Origin of the sequence: Rheinheimera sp. MMS21-TC3, assembly GCF_032229285.1 — a bacterium.
In the GTDB taxonomy this organism is placed as follows: domain Bacteria; phylum Pseudomonadota; class Gammaproteobacteria; order Enterobacterales; family Alteromonadaceae; genus Alishewanella.
Window position 1 is genome coordinate 808,150 of record NZ_CP135084.1, and the last position, 18,525, is coordinate 826,674.

Annotated in this window: 20 protein-coding genes and 1 tRNA gene; 12 read left to right on the top strand and 9 right to left on the bottom strand. The window is 40.7% G+C overall.

Annotation, left to right across the window (positions count from 1 at the left end; translation table 11 throughout):
* Window positions 1-2: 2 nt before the first annotated feature.
* The 4 genes from accC to RDV63_RS04140 form a co-directional block, all read right to left on the bottom strand.
* A complete protein-coding gene (gene accC / locus RDV63_RS04125; RefSeq protein ID WP_313908254.1) occupies window positions 3-1,346 on the bottom strand; it encodes an acetyl-CoA carboxylase biotin carboxylase subunit in 1,344 nt (447 codons plus the stop codon).
* A gap of 16 nt (window positions 1,347-1,362) precedes the next feature.
* Complete coding sequence (accB, locus tag RDV63_RS04130) at window positions 1,363-1,821, bottom strand: acetyl-CoA carboxylase biotin carboxyl carrier protein (protein WP_313908255.1); 459 nt, start codon at window positions 1,819-1,821, stop codon at window positions 1,363-1,365.
* A gap of 25 nt (window positions 1,822-1,846) precedes the next feature.
* Entirely contained in the window at window positions 1,847-2,314 is a 468-nt protein-coding gene (gene aroQ, locus RDV63_RS04135) for a type II 3-dehydroquinate dehydratase (RefSeq protein ID WP_313908256.1), read from the bottom strand.
* Window positions 2,315-2,543: 229 nt separating this feature from the next.
* On the bottom strand, window positions 2,544-4,310 hold the full coding sequence (locus tag RDV63_RS04140; protein ID WP_313908257.1) for a protein-disulfide reductase DsbD: 1,767 nt from the start codon (window positions 4,308-4,310) through the stop codon (window positions 2,544-2,546).
* 265 nt (window positions 4,311-4,575) lie between these two features.
* Between RDV63_RS04140 and RDV63_RS04145 the strand changes: the two genes are divergently transcribed.
* The 4 genes from RDV63_RS04145 (at window position 4,576) to RDV63_RS04160 (ending at window position 7,946) form a co-directional block, all read left to right on the top strand.
* Window positions 4,576-4,866 carry a co-chaperone GroES gene (locus RDV63_RS04145; RefSeq protein WP_313908258.1) on the top strand — a complete coding sequence of 97 codons (291 nt, stop codon included), beginning with the start codon at window positions 4,576-4,578 and terminating at the stop codon, window positions 4,864-4,866.
* A gap of 60 nt (window positions 4,867-4,926) precedes the next feature.
* Window positions 4,927-6,567 (top strand): chaperonin GroEL, encoded by a 1,641-nt coding sequence (groL, locus tag RDV63_RS04150; RefSeq protein ID WP_313908259.1) that lies wholly within the window; start codon window positions 4,927-4,929, stop codon window positions 6,565-6,567.
* A 210-nt stretch (window positions 6,568-6,777) separates the two neighbouring features.
* Complete coding sequence (locus RDV63_RS04155) at window positions 6,778-7,227, top strand: OsmC family protein (RefSeq protein ID WP_313908260.1); 450 nt, start codon at window positions 6,778-6,780, stop codon at window positions 7,225-7,227.
* A 179-nt stretch (window positions 7,228-7,406) separates the two neighbouring features.
* On the top strand, window positions 7,407-7,946 hold the full coding sequence (locus RDV63_RS04160) for a DUF3016 domain-containing protein (RefSeq protein WP_313908261.1): 540 nt from the start codon (window positions 7,407-7,409) through the stop codon (window positions 7,944-7,946).
* A gap of 28 nt (window positions 7,947-7,974) precedes the next feature.
* On the opposite strand, the gene RDV63_RS04165 is transcribed toward RDV63_RS04160, so the two are convergent.
* Window positions 7,975-8,286 carry a prephenate dehydrogenase gene (locus RDV63_RS04165; protein WP_313908262.1) on the bottom strand — a complete coding sequence of 104 codons (312 nt, stop codon included), beginning with the start codon at window positions 8,284-8,286 and terminating at the stop codon, window positions 7,975-7,977.
* Window positions 8,287-8,445: 159 nt separating this feature from the next.
* Here RDV63_RS04165 and RDV63_RS04170 point away from each other — a divergent pair, with 159 nt between their 5' ends.
* A complete protein-coding gene (locus RDV63_RS04170) occupies window positions 8,446-8,853 on the top strand; it encodes a MerC domain-containing protein (RefSeq protein ID WP_313908263.1) in 408 nt (135 codons plus the stop codon).
* Between the two features lie 26 nt (window positions 8,854-8,879).
* On the opposite strand, the gene RDV63_RS04175 is transcribed toward RDV63_RS04170, so the two are convergent.
* The 3 genes from RDV63_RS04175 to rsgA are packed head-to-tail and all read right to left on the bottom strand — an operon-like array spanning window position 8,880 to window position 11,507.
* A complete protein-coding gene (locus tag RDV63_RS04175; protein ID WP_313908264.1) occupies window positions 8,880-9,593 on the bottom strand; it encodes a glycerophosphodiester phosphodiesterase in 714 nt (237 codons plus the stop codon).
* The gene (gene asd, locus RDV63_RS04180) at window positions 9,583-10,455 is read right to left on the bottom strand and encodes an archaetidylserine decarboxylase (protein WP_313908265.1); all 873 of its coding nucleotides are present in this window, start codon (window positions 10,453-10,455) and stop codon (window positions 9,583-9,585) included. Before asd ends, RDV63_RS04175 begins: the two co-directional genes overlap by 11 nt.
* Before the next feature lie 17 nt (window positions 10,456-10,472).
* On the bottom strand, window positions 10,473-11,507 hold the full coding sequence (gene rsgA / locus RDV63_RS04185) for a small ribosomal subunit biogenesis GTPase RsgA (RefSeq protein WP_313908266.1): 1,035 nt from the start codon (window positions 11,505-11,507) through the stop codon (window positions 10,473-10,475).
* 147 nt (window positions 11,508-11,654) lie between these two features.
* Here rsgA and orn point away from each other — a divergent pair, with 147 nt between their 5' ends.
* The 3 genes from orn to RDV63_RS04200 all read left to right on the top strand — a co-directional run bounded on the left by orn (window position 11,655) and on the right by RDV63_RS04200 (window position 12,709).
* A complete protein-coding gene (gene orn / locus RDV63_RS04190; protein WP_313908267.1) occupies window positions 11,655-12,203 on the top strand; it encodes an oligoribonuclease in 549 nt (182 codons plus the stop codon).
* Between the two features lie 68 nt (window positions 12,204-12,271).
* Window positions 12,272-12,347 (top strand) — tRNA-Gly (locus RDV63_RS04195).
* Window positions 12,348-12,496: 149 nt separating this feature from the next.
* Window positions 12,497-12,709, top strand: a complete 213-nt coding sequence (locus tag RDV63_RS04200) for a DUF1289 domain-containing protein (protein ID WP_313908268.1) — start codon at window positions 12,497-12,499, stop codon at window positions 12,707-12,709.
* Here RDV63_RS04200 and queG read toward each other — a convergent pair.
* A complete protein-coding gene (gene queG, locus RDV63_RS04205) occupies window positions 12,668-13,801 on the bottom strand; it encodes a tRNA epoxyqueuosine(34) reductase QueG (RefSeq protein WP_313908270.1) in 1,134 nt (377 codons plus the stop codon). The genes RDV63_RS04200 and queG overlap by 42 nt on opposite strands.
* A gap of 177 nt (window positions 13,802-13,978) precedes the next feature.
* Between queG and tsaE the strand changes: the two genes are divergently transcribed.
* The 4 genes from tsaE to miaA are packed head-to-tail and all read left to right on the top strand — an operon-like array spanning window position 13,979 to window position 18,462.
* Window positions 13,979-14,449, top strand: a complete 471-nt coding sequence (gene tsaE / locus RDV63_RS04210) for a tRNA (adenosine(37)-N6)-threonylcarbamoyltransferase complex ATPase subunit type 1 TsaE (protein ID WP_313908271.1) — start codon at window positions 13,979-13,981, stop codon at window positions 14,447-14,449.
* The gene (locus RDV63_RS04215) at window positions 14,439-15,740 is read left to right on the top strand and encodes an N-acetylmuramoyl-L-alanine amidase (protein WP_313908272.1); all 1,302 of its coding nucleotides are present in this window, start codon (window positions 14,439-14,441) and stop codon (window positions 15,738-15,740) included. The genes tsaE and RDV63_RS04215 overlap by 11 nt, the downstream gene beginning before the upstream one ends.
* A gap of 2 nt (window positions 15,741-15,742) precedes the next feature.
* The gene (mutL, locus tag RDV63_RS04220; RefSeq protein WP_313908273.1) at window positions 15,743-17,524 is read left to right on the top strand and encodes a DNA mismatch repair endonuclease MutL; all 1,782 of its coding nucleotides are present in this window, start codon (window positions 15,743-15,745) and stop codon (window positions 17,522-17,524) included.
* A complete protein-coding gene (gene miaA, locus RDV63_RS04225; protein WP_313908275.1) occupies window positions 17,521-18,462 on the top strand; it encodes a tRNA (adenosine(37)-N6)-dimethylallyltransferase MiaA in 942 nt (313 codons plus the stop codon). The genes mutL and miaA overlap by 4 nt, the downstream gene beginning before the upstream one ends.
* Window positions 18,463-18,525: the final 63 nt, after the last annotated feature.

Sequence of the window (18,525 nt, forward strand, 5' to 3'; positions counted from 1 at the left end):
AGTTATGACAACCCCAGCTTTTTCTCTAAATAGTGGATGTTAGTTCCACCTTTACAGAATTCAGCATCATTCATAATAATTTTATGTAAATCAATATTAGTTTTTATACCTTCGATTAATAACTCATCTAAGGCATTGCGCATTCTGGCTAAAGCAATTTCGCGGTTTTCACCATAAGTAATTAACTTACCTATCATAGAGTCGTAATTTGGTGGAACCGTATAGTTGGAATAGATATGAGAATCCCAACGAATACCATTACCACCTGGCGGGTGAAAACGAGTAATAGTGCCAGGTGAAGGCATAAAGGTTTTTGCATCTTCAGCATTAATACGGCATTCAATAGAATGGCCACGAATAACAATGTCTTGTTGTTTAATGCTTAATGGCATGCCAGAGGCAATGCGTAGTTGCTCTTTGATTAAATCAACACCGGTAATCATTTCGGTAATAGGGTGTTCTACTTGGATCCGGGTGTTCATCTCGATAAAGAAGAACTCACCGTTTTCAAATAAAAACTCAAAGGTACCGGCGCCGCGATAATTCATCACTTTACAGGCCGCCACACAACGCTCACCAATAAAGCTACGTAACTCTTCAGTTATACCAGGCGCGGGTGCTTCTTCTACTACTTTCTGATGACGACGTTGCATGGAGCAATCGCGCTCACCTAAGTGGATAGCGTTACCTTGACCATCAGCTAAAATTTGAATCTCAATATGGCGAGGGTTTTCTAAAAACTTCTCCATATAGACCATATCGTTACCAAATACAGCTTTGGCTTCGTTTTTAGTAGCGGCAATAGAGTCTACTAAGTCTTCTTCGCTGCGCACTACGCGCATACCGCGACCACCGCCGCCGCCAGATGCTTTAACAATAAGCGGGTAACCAATACGTTTAGCTATAGCTATATTAGTTTCGGCGTCATCGCCGACAGCGCCATCAGAGCCTGGTACACAAGGAACGCCAGACATTTTCATCGCTTCAATAGCAGCAACTTTATCACCCATAGTGCGGATAGAGTCTGCACGAGGACCAATAAACACTAAACCACTTTCTTCTACTTGCTGGGCAAAGTCTGCACGCTCAGCTAAAAAACCATAGCCAGGGTGAATAGCTTGGGCATTAGTGACTTCGGCTGCAGCAATTAAAGCTGGAATATTTAAATAGCTTAGTGGCGACGGTCCAGGACCAATACAAATGGTTTCGTCGGCCAGTAAAACGTGCTTTAAGTTGCGATCCACTGTGGAGTGTACCGCTACCGTTTTTATGCCAAGCTCTTTGCAAGCACGTAATATACGTAGTGCAATTTCGCCACGGTTGGCAATCAGTACTTTTTCTAGCATCAGTCTGCCTTTTGTATTATTCGATCACAAAGAGGGGTTGATCAAACTCAACCGGCTCGCCGTTTTGCAGTAAAATTTCTTTAACCACGCCCGCTTTATCAGATTGGATTTGGTTCATCATTTTCATCGCTTCAACAATACATAAAGTATCACCTACTTGTACGGTTTGGCCTATTTCTACAAAAGCTTTAGCGGTTGGTGATGAGGCGCAATAAAAAGAACCCACCATAGGAGATTTAACAACATGGCCACTGCTAGCTTTAGGTGCTTCTGCTGCTGGTGCGGCTGCAGGAGTAGGGGCCAAAGGGTGCTGTTGTTGCTGAGGTTGCGCTGGTGCATATTGCACAGGTGCATGTTGTGGAGCTGCAGCATGGCGGCTAATACGAACCGACTCTTCACCTTCAGTGATTTCAAGCTCAGAGATACCAGAGTCCTCTAGTAGCTCGATAAGTTTTTTGATTTTTCTAATATCCATTTCATTTGCCTGATTTTAGTTATGACTATTTGGTTGTGTTTAACAGTGATACTGCTGCGTCTAGTGCGTAGTGATAACCTTTGGCACCAAGGCCACAAATTACCCCTTTTGCAATATCAGATAAATATGAATGCTGACGAAAATTTTCACGAGCATGCACATTAGATAAATGAATCTCAATAAACGGCACTGCAACAGCGAGTAAAGCATCACGTAAGGCAATGCTTGTATGGGTATAAGCACCAGGATTAAACAAAATAAAATCTTGTTGGCCCAGGCTTTGCTGAATAGCAGTAACTAATTCATGCTCTGCATTTGACTGCATATGGGTCAGTTTGACACCAAGCACGCTCGCCCGTTCCATCAGGTCGTTGATAATTTCTGTTAAGGTTGCGCTGCCATACACTGCTGGCTCACGAACACCAAGCATGTTTAAGTTAGGCCCATTTAAAACTAATATATTAAATTGTGCTGCCCTTGATTCTAGTGGCATAGCTGCGACTTTCCCGCTTATTTTTATTTGACACCATTTTGCCAAAACTTGGTTGCAATTGCATCTATTGTCAATTGGCTTAGCAAAAATGACGTCTGAACGGTGCAGTTAGCTTAACAATAGCGCCTTATTATAGTGAATTCGTAACAAATGGCAGCAAAATACTGGTCTTATCAGCCAGAACTTAGCTAGAAGTAGGCGGCGTTGCAAATAAAACACCACCTAAACTTTAGTTTTGTATTTGCTGCAAGTGGCTAGCGAACTCGGCTGCAGCCATAAAACCGGTTACCCGAGCTTGGCTTAGCTCTTGCTCATCAGGGGCAAAAAATAAAATTGTTGGCAAGCCTAAAACATTGAATTTATCTAGCACAGCTTGGTCTTTTCGGGTCATTTTTGTGACATCTACCTTAATTAATTGCATTTTTTGCATTTGTTGCTGCACTTCAGGCTTAGGGAAAGTAAGGTGCTCAAACTCTTTACAGGCAATACACCAATCGGCATATAAATCTACCATAGTGTAGCGACCATCAGCTTGCTTAAGTTGCTGCTGCAGCTCCTCTAAGGTTGCTACTGTTATAAATTCGCTGCTGCTTTGGCTGCTAGCATTGGCTGTAACTGCTGTTGCTGGCCACCAATATTGAATATTTAACCATAAGCCGGCTATAAGTAAGCCTTGTCCTATCAGCAGTAAAATAGCTTTAGCGTTAACACTGTTTAAGCTAAACATAACCCGATAAATATAAATTAAAAAGCCTAGGGTTAAAATTGAGCCTGCAATCAGAACATAACTAAACGGCAGCATTCGCTCTAATAATACTAAAGGTACCGCTAATAATAAAAAACCAAAGCTAGTTTTAACGGCATTCATCCACTGACCCGCTTTAGGTAATAAAGTACCACCTGAACTGCCTAATAATAAAAGAGGTAAGCCCATGCCTAAACTTAATACATATAAAGTAATAGCCCCAACCAATAGATCACCACTTTGCGCGACATACAACAGAGCGGCGGACAAAGGGGCTGTGGTACAAGGTGAGGCAATTAAACCAGATAAGGCACCCATAACAAAAGCGCCTTTTAAAGAACCGCCTTTTTGTTTATTGCTAATACTGCTTACTTTCTCTTGCCAGCTAGCGGGTAAGGTTAAATTAAATAGGCCAAACATAGATAAGGCTAATAATACAAAGATAATACTAGCAACAATTAATACCGCAGGGTGCTGCATATAACCTTGAAACTTTACACCTAAACTAGCAATAACTAAGCCTAAAGCTGAGTAAGTGATGGCCATACCTTGGACATAGGAAAAAGATAAACTAAAAGCGCGTTTATTAGAGAGCTGTTTGCCCTGCCCGACGATAATACTGGTTAAAATAGGGTACATAGGAAAGACGCAAGGCGTAAAAGCTAAGCCCAAACCAAGCAAAAAGAAGCCAAACAGGGTGGCTAAACTGGCGCCGTCTGTCAGTTTGTCTGCTAGCGTATTTTGGCTAGAAACTGGCGTTTGCTTAGCATCATTAGTCAGTGCCTTGCTTATATCTGCACTGCTACCATTTTTAGCCATTGAAATAGGCAGTTCTTTAGTTACCGGTGGGTAGCACAAACCTGCTTCAGCACAGCCTTGGTATTGAATTTTAAATACGGCATCTTCACTAATATCAGCCAAGGGAATACGTAAAATTAACTGATGGAAATAAACATCAGTTACTCCAAAAAACTCATCTTCAATTTGGATGCTAGCTGGATAAGAAGGATGGGAAAAGCTAACGGCAATACCGCCCAGTTTTATTTTGTCTTTATATAGATAGTAGCCATCGGCAATAGTCCAGCTAACAATAAGCTGCTCATCTTGCTGATTAAAGTCAAACTCAAATGCTTGCTCAACGGGTAAAAATGTTTCTTGAGTATTAAACAAACTATCTAGAACAAAACTATTACTTTGGGCTTGCAATAATCCACACCAAAGAATGAATGGCAGTAAAAACAGCTTATACATAGCTTACAACTTCCTATATATCGTAGAGGGTTGCCATTAAGACCTGTGCATACCCAATCCTATTTCAAGGTAATGGTTTAAGTCTATCAGGCTTTAACTAAAAGATGCCTAGTTAATTTTAAGCAACGCGATGAAGCTGGATAAAAATGCGCTTGAAGAATTTTTTAGCCTTAAGCCTTGGGTTTTATCTTAACTTGCCCCATATACAGCTCAGTCAATTTAACAGCCTTGTTAAACAACAATAACTCGCTTTAGGAGATAGAGCATGAATATTCGTCCATTACATGACCGTGTGATTATTAAACGTTTAGAAGCTGAAACAAAATCAGCTGGTGGCATTGTGCTTACAGGTGCTTCAGCCGAAAAATCTACACGCGGTGAAGTTGTCGCTGTTGGCAATGGTCGTTTGTTAGATAACGGAAATGTAAAACCATTAGATGTAAAAGTAGGTGATAAGGTGTTGTTCGGCAGTTATGTAGAACGCACTGAAAAAATTGAAGGTCAAGAATATGTAATTACTAAAGAAGACAATATCTTAGGCGTCATTATAGACTAATTACAGCAACAATTTATTATTTTGATACTAGATTAACTACTTTAATAAGGATTAGATAACATGGCAGCAAAAGACGTACGTTTTGGTGATGATGCACGCAATAAAATGCTAAAAGGTGTTAATACTTTAGCAAATGCAGTGCGCGTAACTTTAGGCCCGAAAGGCCGTAACGTAATTTTAGATAAATCTTACGGCGCTCCTATGATCACCAAAGATGGTGTTTCAGTAGCTAAAGAAATTGAGTTAGAAGATAAATTTGAAAACATGGGCGCACAAATGGTGAAAGAGGTTGCCTCTAAAGCCAATGATGAAGCCGGTGATGGTACTACTACTGCTACTGTTTTAGCGCAGAATATTATTGCTGAAGGCGTGAAAGCTGTTGCTGCTGGTATGAACCCAATGGATTTAAAGCGCGGTATCGATAAAGCGGTTCAGGCTGCAGTTGAAGGCTTAAAGTCTTTATCACAACCTTGTGCCGACAGCAAAGCTATTGCTCAAGTAGGTACTATTTCAGCTAACTCTGACGAAGAGATTGGTAATATTATTGCCGAAGCTATGGGTAAAGTGGGTAAAGAAGGCGTTATTACTGTTGAAGAAGGCCAAGGCTTAGCCAACGAGCTAGATGTAGTTGAAGGTATGCAGTTTGACCGTGGTTACTTATCACCATACTTTATTACTAACCAAGAAGCTGGCCAAGTAGAATTAGACAGCCCGTATATCTTGGCTATTGATAAGAAAATCACTAATATCCGTGAGTTATTACCAGTATTAGAAGCAGTAGCTAAATCAGGTAAGCCATTGTTTATTATTGCTGAAGATGTTGAAGGCGAAGCCTTAGCTACTTTAGTAGTAAACAATATGCGCGGTATCGTTAAAGTATCAGCGGTTAAAGCCCCAGGCTTTGGTGACCGTCGTAAAGCTATGTTGCAAGACATTGCTACATTAACAGGTGCTACTGTTATTTCTGAAGAAATTGGCATGGAATTAGAAAAAGCCGGTTTAGAAGAATTAGGTACAGCTAAGCGCGTGGTTATCACTAAAGATAACACTACTATTATTGACGGTGCTGGCGAACAAGATGCTATTAATGGTCGCGTTAATCAAATTCGTCAACAAGTTGAAGAAGCAACTTCAGATTACGACAAAGAAAAACTGCAAGAGCGTTTAGCTAAGTTATCTGGCGGTGTTGCTGTAATTAAAGTAGGCGCTTCAACTGAAATTGAAATGAAAGAGAAAAAAGCTCGGGTTGAAGATGCTTTACATGCAACTCGTGCCGCAGTTGAAGAAGGTGTAGTACCTGGTGGTGGTGTTGCTTTAGTTCGCGTTGCAGCTAGCTTAGCTGATTTAAAAGGCGCTAATGAAGATCAAACCCACGGTATTAAAATTGCCCTGCGCGCAATGGAATCACCACTGCGTCAAATTGTTGAAAACGCAGGCGAAGAAGGCTCTGTCGTTATCAATAAGGTTAAAGAAGGCAAAGGTAACTACGGTTACAACGCAGCAACTGATGTCTACGGCGATATGTTAGAAATGGGTATTTTAGATCCAACTAAAGTAACGCGTTCAGCATTACAGTTTGCAGCTTCTATAGGCTCATTAATGATCACAACAGAAGCTATGATCACTGATAAACCAGCCCCAGAATCAGCACCAGCAATGCCTGATATGGGCGGCATGGGCGGAATGGGCGGCATGATGTAATATGTCGACATAAAGTTATAAGGCTTTATCAAGAGTAAAACAAAAGCCCCAGAAATTTATTTCTGGGGCTTTTGTTTTTAAAGGGGTCTATAAACGGAGCGGATATAAGTTATAATTATTTATTTAGCCGTCTAAATGGCTATATTTAATTGGTTGTTTTAGTATGAGCTCATTGACAATAATTAACCTACACATAATAAAGGAAACCTTATGAGCTCTTATATATTAGAAGTTGCTGCCCACAGTGAATGGCAATCAGGCGTACAAACCCATAGCCAAATTCGTGATTTTAAACCGGTGATCATGGATGAACCTGCTATTTTAGGTGGCGCGAATCAAGGCCCAAATCCTTTAGAATATTTAGTTGCTTCGCTTAATGGTTGTAAAGGCGTTATGATTCCACTAATAGCAAAAGAATTGAGTTTTCAATTTACAGCGTTATCTTTTGCTACTAAAGGAGTAATTGATCTACGAGGATTATTAGGTCAGCCAGAGGTGTCCACGCATTTTCAAAGTTTGCACTTTACTGTAACGATACAAACAGAAGAATCTGCAGAGAGGTTACAAGAGTTGCAAGATACCGTTTCTCGGCGTTGCCCTATTTACAACTTGTTGCAAGAGGCAAAGGTTAATTTACATAGCCAATGGCTGCGGCAGTAAAGGCAAGGCAGTGCAGCAAGGGTAAAGCAGGGATAAAGTAGACTTGCTACAAATTTAAACAATTTATTGCATTATATAATCTACAATAGCGTTATAGTAACTTAGTCGCTCCCTAATGGAGTGGCTATAATTAAGTTTAAATAGTTAAGTTTAAACTAACTTAGACCAGGAGATAAAGTATGCGTAAATTTGCGTTAGTCTGTAGTCTGGCTAGTTTAGCCTGTATTGGCAGCAGTGCTTTTGCAGCTGAAGTAGAAGTAAATTGGCATCAACCAGAAAAATTTACTGATATTAAGCCTGCGAATGAATCTCACAAGGCTTATCGGGAACGAGTATTAAAACACTTTGATGGCCTCTTTGCTGATTTAGCAAACAAGTTGCCAGAAGGTTATAGCTGGACAGTCACTGTTAATGACTTAGATTTAGCAGGTGATATTGATCCTTTTGCTGGCAGATCGGGCCAAGGTATAAGAATAGTGAAAGAGCTCTATTCACCGGCAATAAAGTTTCACCATATTCTTCAAGATAAGTATGGTGAGCAAATTATTAATCAAGATGAACAGTTACGCGATCTGGGGTTTATGCAAACAATTCACAGCCCTCAGATTAATAAAGAGTTTTATTATGAACAGCAGATGCTAGAGCAATGGTTTGAACGAAATGTGCTACCAAAGGTTGCCGCCGCACAATCTGCAGCAGCAAAAGTTAGTTCTAATTAATAAGCAACAGTACTAGCAATAAAGGCTGTTAACTCGCCTTAACCGCTTGGCGGAAATCGGCTAAGGTTTTATGTAATAGTTGCAATTGCTTTACAACACGCTCTAAGGTAGCAGTATTAAATTGCTGGCTTAAGCGCATAGCGGCAACTTGCTCTGCTGTTTCGGTAAGATAGGGCATAAAGCGATTGCTGGTGCTTTGAAAAGTGCTGTTATCAACAAAGATACGCTGATGTTTTGCATGCCCTTGTTGGCTTAATTGCTCAAGCATGGCGTCAGCGTCTACCGCTTTACGATAGAGCTCTTTTAAGTTGCCATCGAGTTGATCTAATAACTTATCCATAACTACTGCCTATAAAACGATTGCTAACAATTAAATTTGTATTATTATGCCACACTCTTCAGTGATTCGCTGCTGGCATAGCGTAGGATTAATTTATTTTCGTTGTAGCATTCCTATCCTAATTGATTTGTTATATTATATCGTTTCATCAATTTTAGTGTGAGAATTATCACAGTGTTAGCTAGTTTTAGAAGTATATTTGATAAGGTCGGTATCACTATAACGTCGTTATGTGCCATCCATTGCATTATGTTGCCTGTGTTATTGCCGGTATTACCTTTGTTTGGTTTAAGTGCAATGCATAATCATGCTTTTGAACGTATCGTTCTATTAACGACTATGGTATTAGGTTTTATTACGCTATTTATCGGCTTTCATCGTTACCATCGCAAGTTGTACCCATTTTACTCACTTTTTTTGGGTGGTTTTATTTATTGGCAAAAAGATGCGTGGGGCACAGAGCATGAACACGTTATTTTAATTATAGGTGCCTCTTTAGTGGTATTGGCTCATTTAATGAATATGCGTTTGTGTAGTCAGTGCACTAGCTGTGAAGACGAACACTAGTGCTTGTTTATTGCAATACTTTAGGCTTACTTTGAGCTTAAAGTGCGACTTTTTGCCGGATAATTAGTAAAAATACCGTCCACCCCATACTGAGCCATTTGCGCTATATCATCTGCTTGATCAACAGTATAAACATAAACTTTCAAATTACGCTTTTTAGCATCATCGACAAAAGCTTGGTTAATAAAGTTAACATCACAGTTTACAGCATAGGCATTTAGGGCACTAGCAAAAGCAGCATAGTGCTTTGGCAAGCTTGCTGTTAAAGCTGCTAGCTTGATATTTGGCCGTTTAAGGGCTAGCTCTGTTAACAGATGATGGTTAAAAGATGAGATAAGTAAGCGGTTACAATCAAACTGTAACTCTTGCTCAGCACGAGTTAACAACTCAATTAAAGGTCTAACAGTGTCGGCACCTTTTAATTCAATATTTAGCCACAGTGAACTTGACTGCAGTAGTTGCAATACTTGCCATAGTGTTGGGATGGTTTGACCAAGGCCGGCATCGAACTGTTGTAATTGGGCTAAGCTATACTGATAAATACTGCCTTTACCATTAGTAGTGCGCTCTAGATGATGGTCATGAATAACAATTAATTGGCCGTCAACAGCAAAGACATCAATTTCTATAGCGTCAGCTGCCTGCTTTATAGCTTGCTCTAAAGCTAATAAAGTGTTTTCAGGAAACTCACCGCTAGCGCCGCGGTGAGCTATTATTTCTAGTTTAGTATTAGTCTGCATCTTGTTGGTATCGTGTAGCAAAAGGTGCGCCCATGCGAGTTACACTGCCTGGCTCTAGTTCTGGTAAAAATTGTAATGCATTGGCAGCAAAGGCTAGTACTACAGTAGAGCCTAGCTTAAAGCGGCCCATTTCTTGGCCTTTTTCAAGCTTGATAGCAGTTTTACCATGAGCAGGATAAGACCAACGGAAAATATGTTTACCCGCTGGTGGCGTGACTGTACCGGCCCAAACGGTTTCTATACTAGCGACGATAGTGGCGCCAACTAACACTAGTGCCATAGGGCCAAGAACGGTATCAAAGATAGTGACTACGCGCTCGTTACGGGCAAATAAACCAGGCACATTAGCTGCTGTTAAAGGGTTAACTGAAAATAGTTCGCCTGGAACATAAATCATTTGCCGTAAAGTGCCGGCAACGGGCATATGAATGCGGTGATAGTCTTTAGGTGCTAAGTAAATAGTGGCAAAATCACCGCCCATAAAAGGTAGCGCCTCATGAATATCGCCACCAAGTAAGTTTTGTAATGAATAGTTATGATTTTTAGCTTGTACCAACTGGCCATCAACTATAGGCCCCAGTTGGCTGATGCAGCCATCTACAGGGTGGGCAATAACATCTTCATCTGTCGCTAGAGGTCTAATGCCTTCTTTTAATGGCCGAGTAAAAAACTCGTTAAAACTGGCATAATCTTTCGCATGTTCAAACTTGGCCTCTTGCATATTAATCTTATAAGCACTAATAAAGCGATTGATTAAAAAGTGGCTAAACCAGCCTAGTTTTGCAGCAGCAAGTTTGCCGATTAACCGTGATACTAAATGCTTAGGCAGCAAATATTGCAAAGATATTTTCAAGTTATCCATATGACACTCAATAAAAGTTAAAAATGATTAGGTTTGTCTTGGGCCATGCTGACCAGAATTTTTAAGTAACTATCATAACGTTCTGCGCTGATCTGGCCAATTTCAACAGCATGCTGAATTGCACAGCCAGGATCGCTAATATGTTTACAGTCACGAAACTTACAACGACCTAGCCAAGGAATAAATTCATTAAAGCCGCGAGTGACTTCTTCGGCTGTTAAATGCCATAAAGCAAATTCACGAATACCAGGCGAATCTATTAAGTTACCACCATCTGCTAGATGATATAAGCGCGATACGGTGGTTGTATGCTGACCTAGGCCAGAATTAGTTGATACATCTTGGGTTTGTACATCTAAACCTGGCATTAAGGTGTTCATTAAAGAAGATTTACCCACACCTGATTGACCGACAAAGATGCTAGTACCACTTTGAATATAAGCTAATAGTTCAGTCATGCCTTGGTTAGTTTTAGCGCTTACCAGTAAATATGGATAACCTAGGTTTTGGTATATCGCCAATTTACGTGCAATGGCTGCTTGTTCATCAGTTGTTAATAAGTCTATTTTATTAATGACTAATAGTGGTTTAATGCCCGTGATTTCGGCTGCGACTAAATAGCGATCAATAATATTAAGTGATAGAGTGGGCAAAATGGCAGAGACAATAATCATTAAATCAATATTAGCCGCAACAGGTTTTAAGCCATCATAAAAGTCAGGCCGCAATAATACCGAACTTCTTGATTCAACGGCATCTATAACACCATCAATACCGCCAGTAGGTTGTAAGGCTCGCCGCCAAATCACCTTATCGCCGGTTACTAATGAAGCGATAGACCGGCGCATATTACAGCGTACGACTTGGCCATCGCTAGCTTCAACATCAGCATGTTGGCCAAACCGGCTTAATATTAAGCCGGTTTCTGCACCGGCAAAAGCGTCATCATCAACACTCTCTAGTTGCTTATTTTTATGTTGGCGTAGCCGTTTTTCAGCGTTATCAGAAATACGCTGTTTTTGGCGTTGGGTTAAATGTTTTTTCTTTGTCACTTATTTTTAGTCACTGTTTTAATCACTGCTTTATTAACTAGGGTTTGCATTGTAAAGCTAAAGTTGGCTATCAATCTTTAGCTTTAGCCGTGTATGATACCTGTATTCTGCGAATGAACAAAGAGACAACGATGATAGGGGCAACTAATGAATGTAAATGATAATAATTTAATTTGGTTAGATTTAGAAATGACCGGATTAGAGCCTAAAACTGATGTGATTTTAGAAATTGCGACTATTGTTACGGACAGCCAATTAAATATTTTGGCAGAAGGCCCAGTATTTGCCATTAAGCAACCAGATGACGTTTTAGATAATATGGACCCTTGGTGTGTAGAGCAGCATGGTAAAAGTGGTTTAACAGCACGCTGTCGTGCCAGCACTGTAAGTTTAGCTGAAGCTGAAAAACAAACTATAGCTTTTTTACAAGGCTATAGTGCTGCAGGTAAGTCGCCAATGTGTGGCAATAGTATTGGTCAAGATAGACGCTTTTTAGCGGAATACGCGCCCAGTTTAGAGGCTTTTTTTCATTACCGTAATATTGATGTTAGTACCGTTAAAGAGTTAGCAAAACGTTGGAACCCTGAAGTCGCTACTTTAGTTAAAAAATCGGGCACACACTTAGCTTTGGATGATATTCGAGAGTCAATTGCTGAATTAGTAGTCTATCAGCATAATTTTTTCAAAATATCGTAAAAAGTACTTGCAATAGTAAGCCGATTTTGTAAAATGCGCGCCATCACCACGAAAGATTGTTGGTCGATGCGAGTATAGCTCAGTTGGTAGAGCGCTACCTTGCCAAGGTCGAGGTCACGAGTTCGAATCTCGTTACTCGCTCCAAATTAACAAAAAAGCCGCTTTTATAGCGGCTTTTTTGTGTCTGTTATTTTTATATATAAGTTCCTGTTCTATGCTTACTATAGGTTCAACAAGATTAGCTAGCACCGCAGTTTTAGGGCTGTACTGGTTAAGTTAGAAATAGGCCTATTATGTTAAAGTCACCCTGTGTTAGAAACTGTTGCTTAGATCAGCAGGATTGTTGCCTTGGCTGTGGCAGGATATTGTCAGAAATAACCGGCTGGGCAGCGGCGAGTGACCAGCAACAACAAATTTTAGTGCTAGCAAAAATGCGTAAGCAGCAAAGAGAAGCACGACTTAATTTAAGCGTCTCTAGGCAGGCCTTTTTCAATAATACGGACTAAGCGAGCTGTTTGCCGCGGTAGTATAGATTGTTGTTGCCAACCTTTTTGTTTTTGCTGCTGTAACGCCCATTGAATATGTTCAGCTACTAAAGCGCTTGCATTTGTTAGCTGCTGTTGTAAAGCGGCTATAACAGCTTCGCTATAGGGGGCATTGCCTAAGGCAACCGCAATGTTACGTTGCCAGCGCTGAAAGCCAATTCGTCTTATAGCACTGCCTTCAGTATTATTTAAAAACTCTTGTTCTGACCAAGCAAATAAGGCGAGCAAGGATTGATCTTGCCATTGTTTGCGGCGTTGAAAGTCATTTTCTTGACTAAGCGGGGCTTGGCGGTTTTCAGGGCAAACTAGCTGGCAGTCATCGCAGCCATAAATTCTATTACCTAGCAAGCTGCGAAATTCTTCTGGGATCGCATCTTTTAGCTCAATAGTTAAATAAGAAATACAGCGCCGTGCATCTACAATATAAGGGGCAACAATAGCACCGGTTGGACAGCTGGTGATGCAGGCTACGCAGCTACCGCAGTCACCTTGATGTGGTTGATCAATAGGTAGTGGAATATCAACTAGTAATTCGCCTAGAAAAAACCATGAGCCTTGCTCTGAGTTTAGCAGTAAGCTATGTTTACCCACCCAGCCTAATCCAGCTTTTTGGGCTAAAGGGCGCTCTAATATAGGGGCAGAATCAACAAAAGGTCTAAAGCCCAGGGCGCTCACCTGCTGTTTAATTTTCTCACCTAATTGCTTAAGCCTATTACGCATTAACTTATGATAATCACGACCTAAGGCATAGCGACTGATATAAGCTAGGTTAGGGTCGGCTAAGTTAGTGGCAAAAGCCGCTGCAGTTGGTAAGTAGTTTAAGCGGACACTTAATACTCTTAAGGTACCAGGAAGCAACTCAGCAGGGCGCGCTCGCATCATGCCATGGCTAGCCATATAATCCATTTCGCCATGAAAACCTGCGTCTAACCAACGCTGTAAATGCGGCTCTGCATCTGCTAGGTCAACGTCAGTAATGCCGAGCTCGGCAAAACCTAATTCTTTGGCCCATTGTTTAATTTGTTGGGCTAAATGTTGATAATCAATGTCCATAAGCGCTGCCGATGAGAAACACCTGCGTAATTTAGCATAAATGTTAACATAACAACTAGCCGAGATTAAATTGAGCCTAATCATGATATTCTGAGATAGCTTGTAGTTTAACTGGTTACCTTTGGCGTTAATTTGTTAATATAGTTGGCTTGTTAGCCTAAACAGAGAGTATAAATTGTGGCAATATTTTACGCAGAGCTAAAAGATGAAGCAGCAACACTACAATTAGCAGCTAAGATTGCCCAGTATGTGCGTGGTGGCCAAACACTATTTTTACAAGGGACTCTTGGTGCAGGTAAAACGACTTTTAGTCGAGGTGTGCTGCAAGCTTTAGGGCATAATGGCAATGTTAAAAGCCCTACCTATACTTTAGTAGAGCCATATCAGTTAGCTGGGTTAGCAATATATCACTTTGACTTATATAGGCTTAACGATGCAGAAGAGTTAGAGTTTATGGGGATACGTGATTATTTTCGTTCCGATAGCTTATGTTTAATTGAATGGCCAGAGCGAGGTCATGACTGTTTACCTGCGCCTGATCTCGACATACACTTAATTTATGTAGATCAACAGCGTCGTGTAGAAATACGAGCGGCCACTTCAGCCGGACAGACTATAATAAATGCGCTAAATGATAATGAAAAATAATAACATCTTATGCAAATTGTTTATTTTATGCTTAGCTTGGTTGGCCTTACCACTATTTGCAGCTAATCAAGTGCAAGGTATTCGTATCTGGCCATCCCCTGATAGCACTAGGGTAGTGTTTGATTTAAAAGAGCCAGCCGATCACAAAAGCTTTAGTTTAGATAATCCCGATCGTTTAGTTATAGATTTAACTAATACTAGCGGCGGTAGCCAATTACCAAACATAGTAGGTGATTCTGCTTTAATTAAAGCTATTCGTAGTAGTGGTGATAACAATAGCATGCGTGTTGTGCTTGACTTGACAAAAGCGAGTAAGGCCAATGTGTTTACTTTGCCTCCCACAGCGCCTTATGGCCATCGCTTAGTGGTAGATTTGCCTGATAGCCTAGCCGCTGAGTTTGTGCCACCGCCAGCAATCCGCGCTGCTCGCGATATTATTATTGCCATTGACGCAGGGCATGGTGGTGAAGATCCGGGCTCTATAGGACCTAGTGGTTTTTATGAAAAAAATATTACCTTGCCCATAGCACAGCGGTTATTAACACTTATCAATCAACAAGACGGCATGCAGGCTATGCTAGTGCGAACCAATGATTATTATGTTCATGTTAATAGGCGTACTGAAATAGCTCGAAGCCAAAAAGCAGATTTATTGATTTCAGTTCATGCTGATGCCTTTACTTCTGCCCAGCCACGAGGAGCCTCAGTCTGGGTATTATCGCAAAAGCGCGCTACTACTGAAGTGGGCCGTATGTTAGAGCAAACCGAGCGTCATTCAGAATTATTAGGTGGGGTAGCTGAAATTATAAAAGATTCAGCCAATGAGCGTTATTTAGCGCAAACGGTATTAGATTTATCGATGCATCATTCTATGACTACCGCGCACCAAGTAGCTGATCATGTATTAGCAGAGTTAGGTAAAGTGGCGCACTTGCATCAGTCTAAACCACAAAAAGCCAGTTTAGGGGTGTTAAAGGCGACAGATATTCCTTCAATTTTAGTTGAAGTGGGTTTTATCTCTAATCCGCAAGAAGAAAAGCTTCTGCGCTCATCTTCACATCAATCTAAACTAGCTAAAGCAATGTTTAATGCTGTAAATAGTTACTTTAGACAATCACCTCCGGCAGATTCAAAATATGCCCTCTATAGGGCTAAAGAGCATAAAGTTAGCGTTGGAGAGTCTTTGTCTGTGCTAGCACAACGCTACAAAGTGTCAGTGGCTGATTTGCGTCAATATAATCAGCTAAGTAGTGATAATATTCATGTTGGCCAGGTGTTACGGATCCCATAATCATGTCTATCCAAATCTTATCACCGCAGCTGGCTAATCAGATTGCTGCCGGTGAGGTAGTGGAGCGGCCGGCTTCTGTTGTTAAAGAGTTGGTGGAAAACAGTCTTGATGCTGGCGCTTTACATATTGAAATTGATATTGAAAAAGGTGGCAGTAAGTTAATCCGAGTGCGTGATAACGGCAGTGGTATTGCAGAGCACGATTTAGTGTTAGCACTTAGTCGCCATGCCACTAGTAAAATTACTAACTTAGATGATTTAGAAGCCATTAGCAGCTTAGGTTTTCGTGGTGAGGCCTTAGCGAGTATTAGCTCTGTATCACGTCTAACCTTAACTTCACGTACCGAGCAACAAACGGCTGCTTGGCAAGCTAGTGCAGCCGGTCGGGATATGCAGGTAGATATTCGTCCAGCAGCGCATCCAGTTGGTACCAGCATAGAAGTAGTAGATTTATTTTTTAATACGCCAGCTAGGCGTAAATTCTTACGGACTGATAAAACAGAATTTGGCCATATTGATGAGCTAATTAAACGTTTAGCCTTAAGTCGATACGATGTTAGTTGGTTATTAACTCATAATGGTCAACGTATTAGGCAATTAAAACCTGCGCTAACAGCAGAACAAAGGCAACAAAGAGTAGCCGCTTTATGTAGTAAGGCCTTTGCTGAACATGCTGCAGAAATTGAAAATAGCTATCAAGGCATCAAGCTGTGGGGCTGGATTTTGCACCCAGATGCCTGTCAGCCACAATTAAACTGTCAATATAGTTATGTTAATGGCCGGATGATGCGGGATAAATTGCTTAACCATGCTATTAGGCAAGCTTATGGTGAGCGTTTAAGTGATGATAAAGTGCCGGCTTTTGTGTTGTATTTAGAAATAGATCCACGTCAAGTTGATGTTAACGTCCATCCAGCAAAGCATGAAGTTCGTTTTCATCAATCACGGTTAATTCATGATTTTGTAGTTTCAGCTTTAGCTGATGCACTTAGGCAATTAGAACCAGAGCAACAATCTATCACCAGTTGGCCACAAAGGGATAAAGCAACTGCAGCACAAATGCAGCCAAGTTATTCAGCTAGCGAGACTAGGCTTACAGAAGCTAATGAGGCTCAACCACAAACTAGAGCCAGCCGTTCTTATTCATATGCTATGCCTACTTATGCTAAAGCAAAACCAGGCATAGCTCAGTTACAGCAACAGCATCATTATTTATCCTCAACAGCAGAAACAGCTGCAGCAAGCTTATCCACAATGACTGCAGAACTGATAGCAGATAACCGCTATTGGATACGTCAGCATCAAGGACAGATTATGCTGATAGACTTGCTAATAACTTTGATTGATAACCATGGCTTAACTCAGGCTAAAACAGCTAATCTGTTATTGCCATTACGTTTTAATATTACTGATGAGCAAATTGCTATTTTGACTACAAATGCTACTGCCATTAAGCAATATGGTTTTGATAGCGTCATAACTGACAAATTATTAATTATTAAAGCGGTGCCAGTATGGCTAAGGCATACTAATATCAATCAATGGTTTCCTGAGATTTTGCAGCAGTTGGCTGAAGATGAAAGATTATCTGCGACCGATAGTCAAAGTAAAAGCAATAATAGCCTTGGTTATAACTTGTTGTTTATGTTGCTAGATGGCGATTGGTTGGATGCCAAAGTATTGTTAGAAAATTTTTCGATACAGCTTAATAAGCCTGAACTATGGCATGCTGTACCTTTACAACTACAAGACAGCATAAAGCTGTTATCGAAGCAGAATACATGACTATAAATTCTAGTTTAGCTAAAAATAGCGTCATCTTTTTGATGGGCCCAACCGCATCGGGTAAAACTGCTTTAGCCTCTGCATTGTGCCAACAATTACCGGTGGAGTTAATTAGTGTTGATAGCGCTTTAATATACCGTGGTATGGATATTGGCACAGCCAAACCAACCACATTAGAGTTAAGCCAAGCGCCGCACTTTTTAATTGATATTTTAGACCCTGTGCAAAGTTATTCTGCCGCAGATTTCCGTCATGATGCGTTACAGCTAATTACCGAGATCCAACAGCGTGGTAATATTCCGTTATTAGTTGGTGGTACTATGTTGTATTTTAAAGCCTTACTAGAAGGAATTTCTCCCTTACCTGAAGCTGATGCCGCTATAAGGTTGCAACTAGAGCAAGAGGCAGCAGAGAAAGGTTGGCAACACTTACATGCTGAATTAGCGATAGTTGATCCAGTTGCAGCAGCACGTATTCATGCTAATGATCCACAACGAATTAACCGTGCACTTGAGGTATTTCGTCTTACCGGTAGTACCATGACAGAATTAACTGCAATAAAAGGTGAACCTTTACCTTTTTCTGTACACCAATTTGCTATAGCGCCAAGTGATCGAGCGTTATTACATCAGCGTATAGCAATAAGGTTTGAGAAAATGTTAGCTGATGGTTTTGCCGCAGAGGTTACTAAGTTAATGCAAAGAGCAGATTTGCATCTTGACTTGCCCTCTATGCGTTGCGTGGGGTATCGACAAATGTGGCAGTATTTAAGTGGCGATTGCAGCGAAAGTGAAATGAAAGAGCGTGCTATTGCAGCTACTAGGCAATTAGCTAAACGGCAGTTAACCTGGTTAAGAAGTTGGCCAAATTTACAGCGTTTAGATAGCGAGCAAGATCTTGCTAAAAATATTCAAGCAGTGTTATCGACACTAAGCTAAACTTTACAGTAATTTATTAACTTAATTAATTAATACAGCTTGAAATACAAAAACCTAGACCAA

Coding starts and splice junctions, on each gene's coding strand:
- accC (WP_313908254.1), bottom strand. CDS start 1,346: ATGCTAGAAAAAGTACTGATTGCCAACCGTGGCGAAATTGCACTACGT.
- accB (WP_313908255.1), bottom strand. CDS start 1,821: ATGGATATTAGAAAAATCAAAAAACTTATCGAGCTACTAGAGGACTCT.
- aroQ (WP_313908256.1), bottom strand. CDS start 2,314: ATGCCACTAGAATCAAGGGCAGCACAATTTAATATATTAGTTTTAAAT.
- RDV63_RS04140 (WP_313908257.1), bottom strand. CDS start 4,310: ATGTATAAGCTGTTTTTACTGCCATTCATTCTTTGGTGTGGATTATTG.
- RDV63_RS04145 (WP_313908258.1), top strand. CDS start 4,576: ATGAATATTCGTCCATTACATGACCGTGTGATTATTAAACGTTTAGAA.
- groL (WP_313908259.1), top strand. CDS start 4,927: ATGGCAGCAAAAGACGTACGTTTTGGTGATGATGCACGCAATAAAATG.
- RDV63_RS04155 (WP_313908260.1), top strand. CDS start 6,778: ATGAGCTCTTATATATTAGAAGTTGCTGCCCACAGTGAATGGCAATCA.
- RDV63_RS04160 (WP_313908261.1), top strand. CDS start 7,407: ATGCGTAAATTTGCGTTAGTCTGTAGTCTGGCTAGTTTAGCCTGTATT.
- RDV63_RS04165 (WP_313908262.1), bottom strand. CDS start 8,286: ATGGATAAGTTATTAGATCAACTCGATGGCAACTTAAAAGAGCTCTAT.
- RDV63_RS04175 (WP_313908264.1), bottom strand. CDS start 9,593: ATGCAGACTAATACTAAACTAGAAATAATAGCTCACCGCGGCGCTAGC.
- asd (WP_313908265.1), bottom strand. CDS start 10,455: ATGGATAACTTGAAAATATCTTTGCAATATTTGCTGCCTAAGCATTTA.
- orn (WP_313908267.1), top strand. CDS start 11,655: ATGAATGTAAATGATAATAATTTAATTTGGTTAGATTTAGAAATGACC.
- RDV63_RS04200 (WP_313908268.1), top strand. CDS start 12,497: ATGTTAAAGTCACCCTGTGTTAGAAACTGTTGCTTAGATCAGCAGGAT.
- queG (WP_313908270.1), bottom strand. CDS start 13,801: ATGGACATTGATTATCAACATTTAGCCCAACAAATTAAACAATGGGCC.
- RDV63_RS04215 (WP_313908272.1), top strand. CDS start 14,439: ATGAAAAATAATAACATCTTATGCAAATTGTTTATTTTATGCTTAGCT.
- mutL (WP_313908273.1), top strand. CDS start 15,743: ATGTCTATCCAAATCTTATCACCGCAGCTGGCTAATCAGATTGCTGCC.
- miaA (WP_313908275.1), top strand. CDS start 17,521: ATGACTATAAATTCTAGTTTAGCTAAAAATAGCGTCATCTTTTTGATG.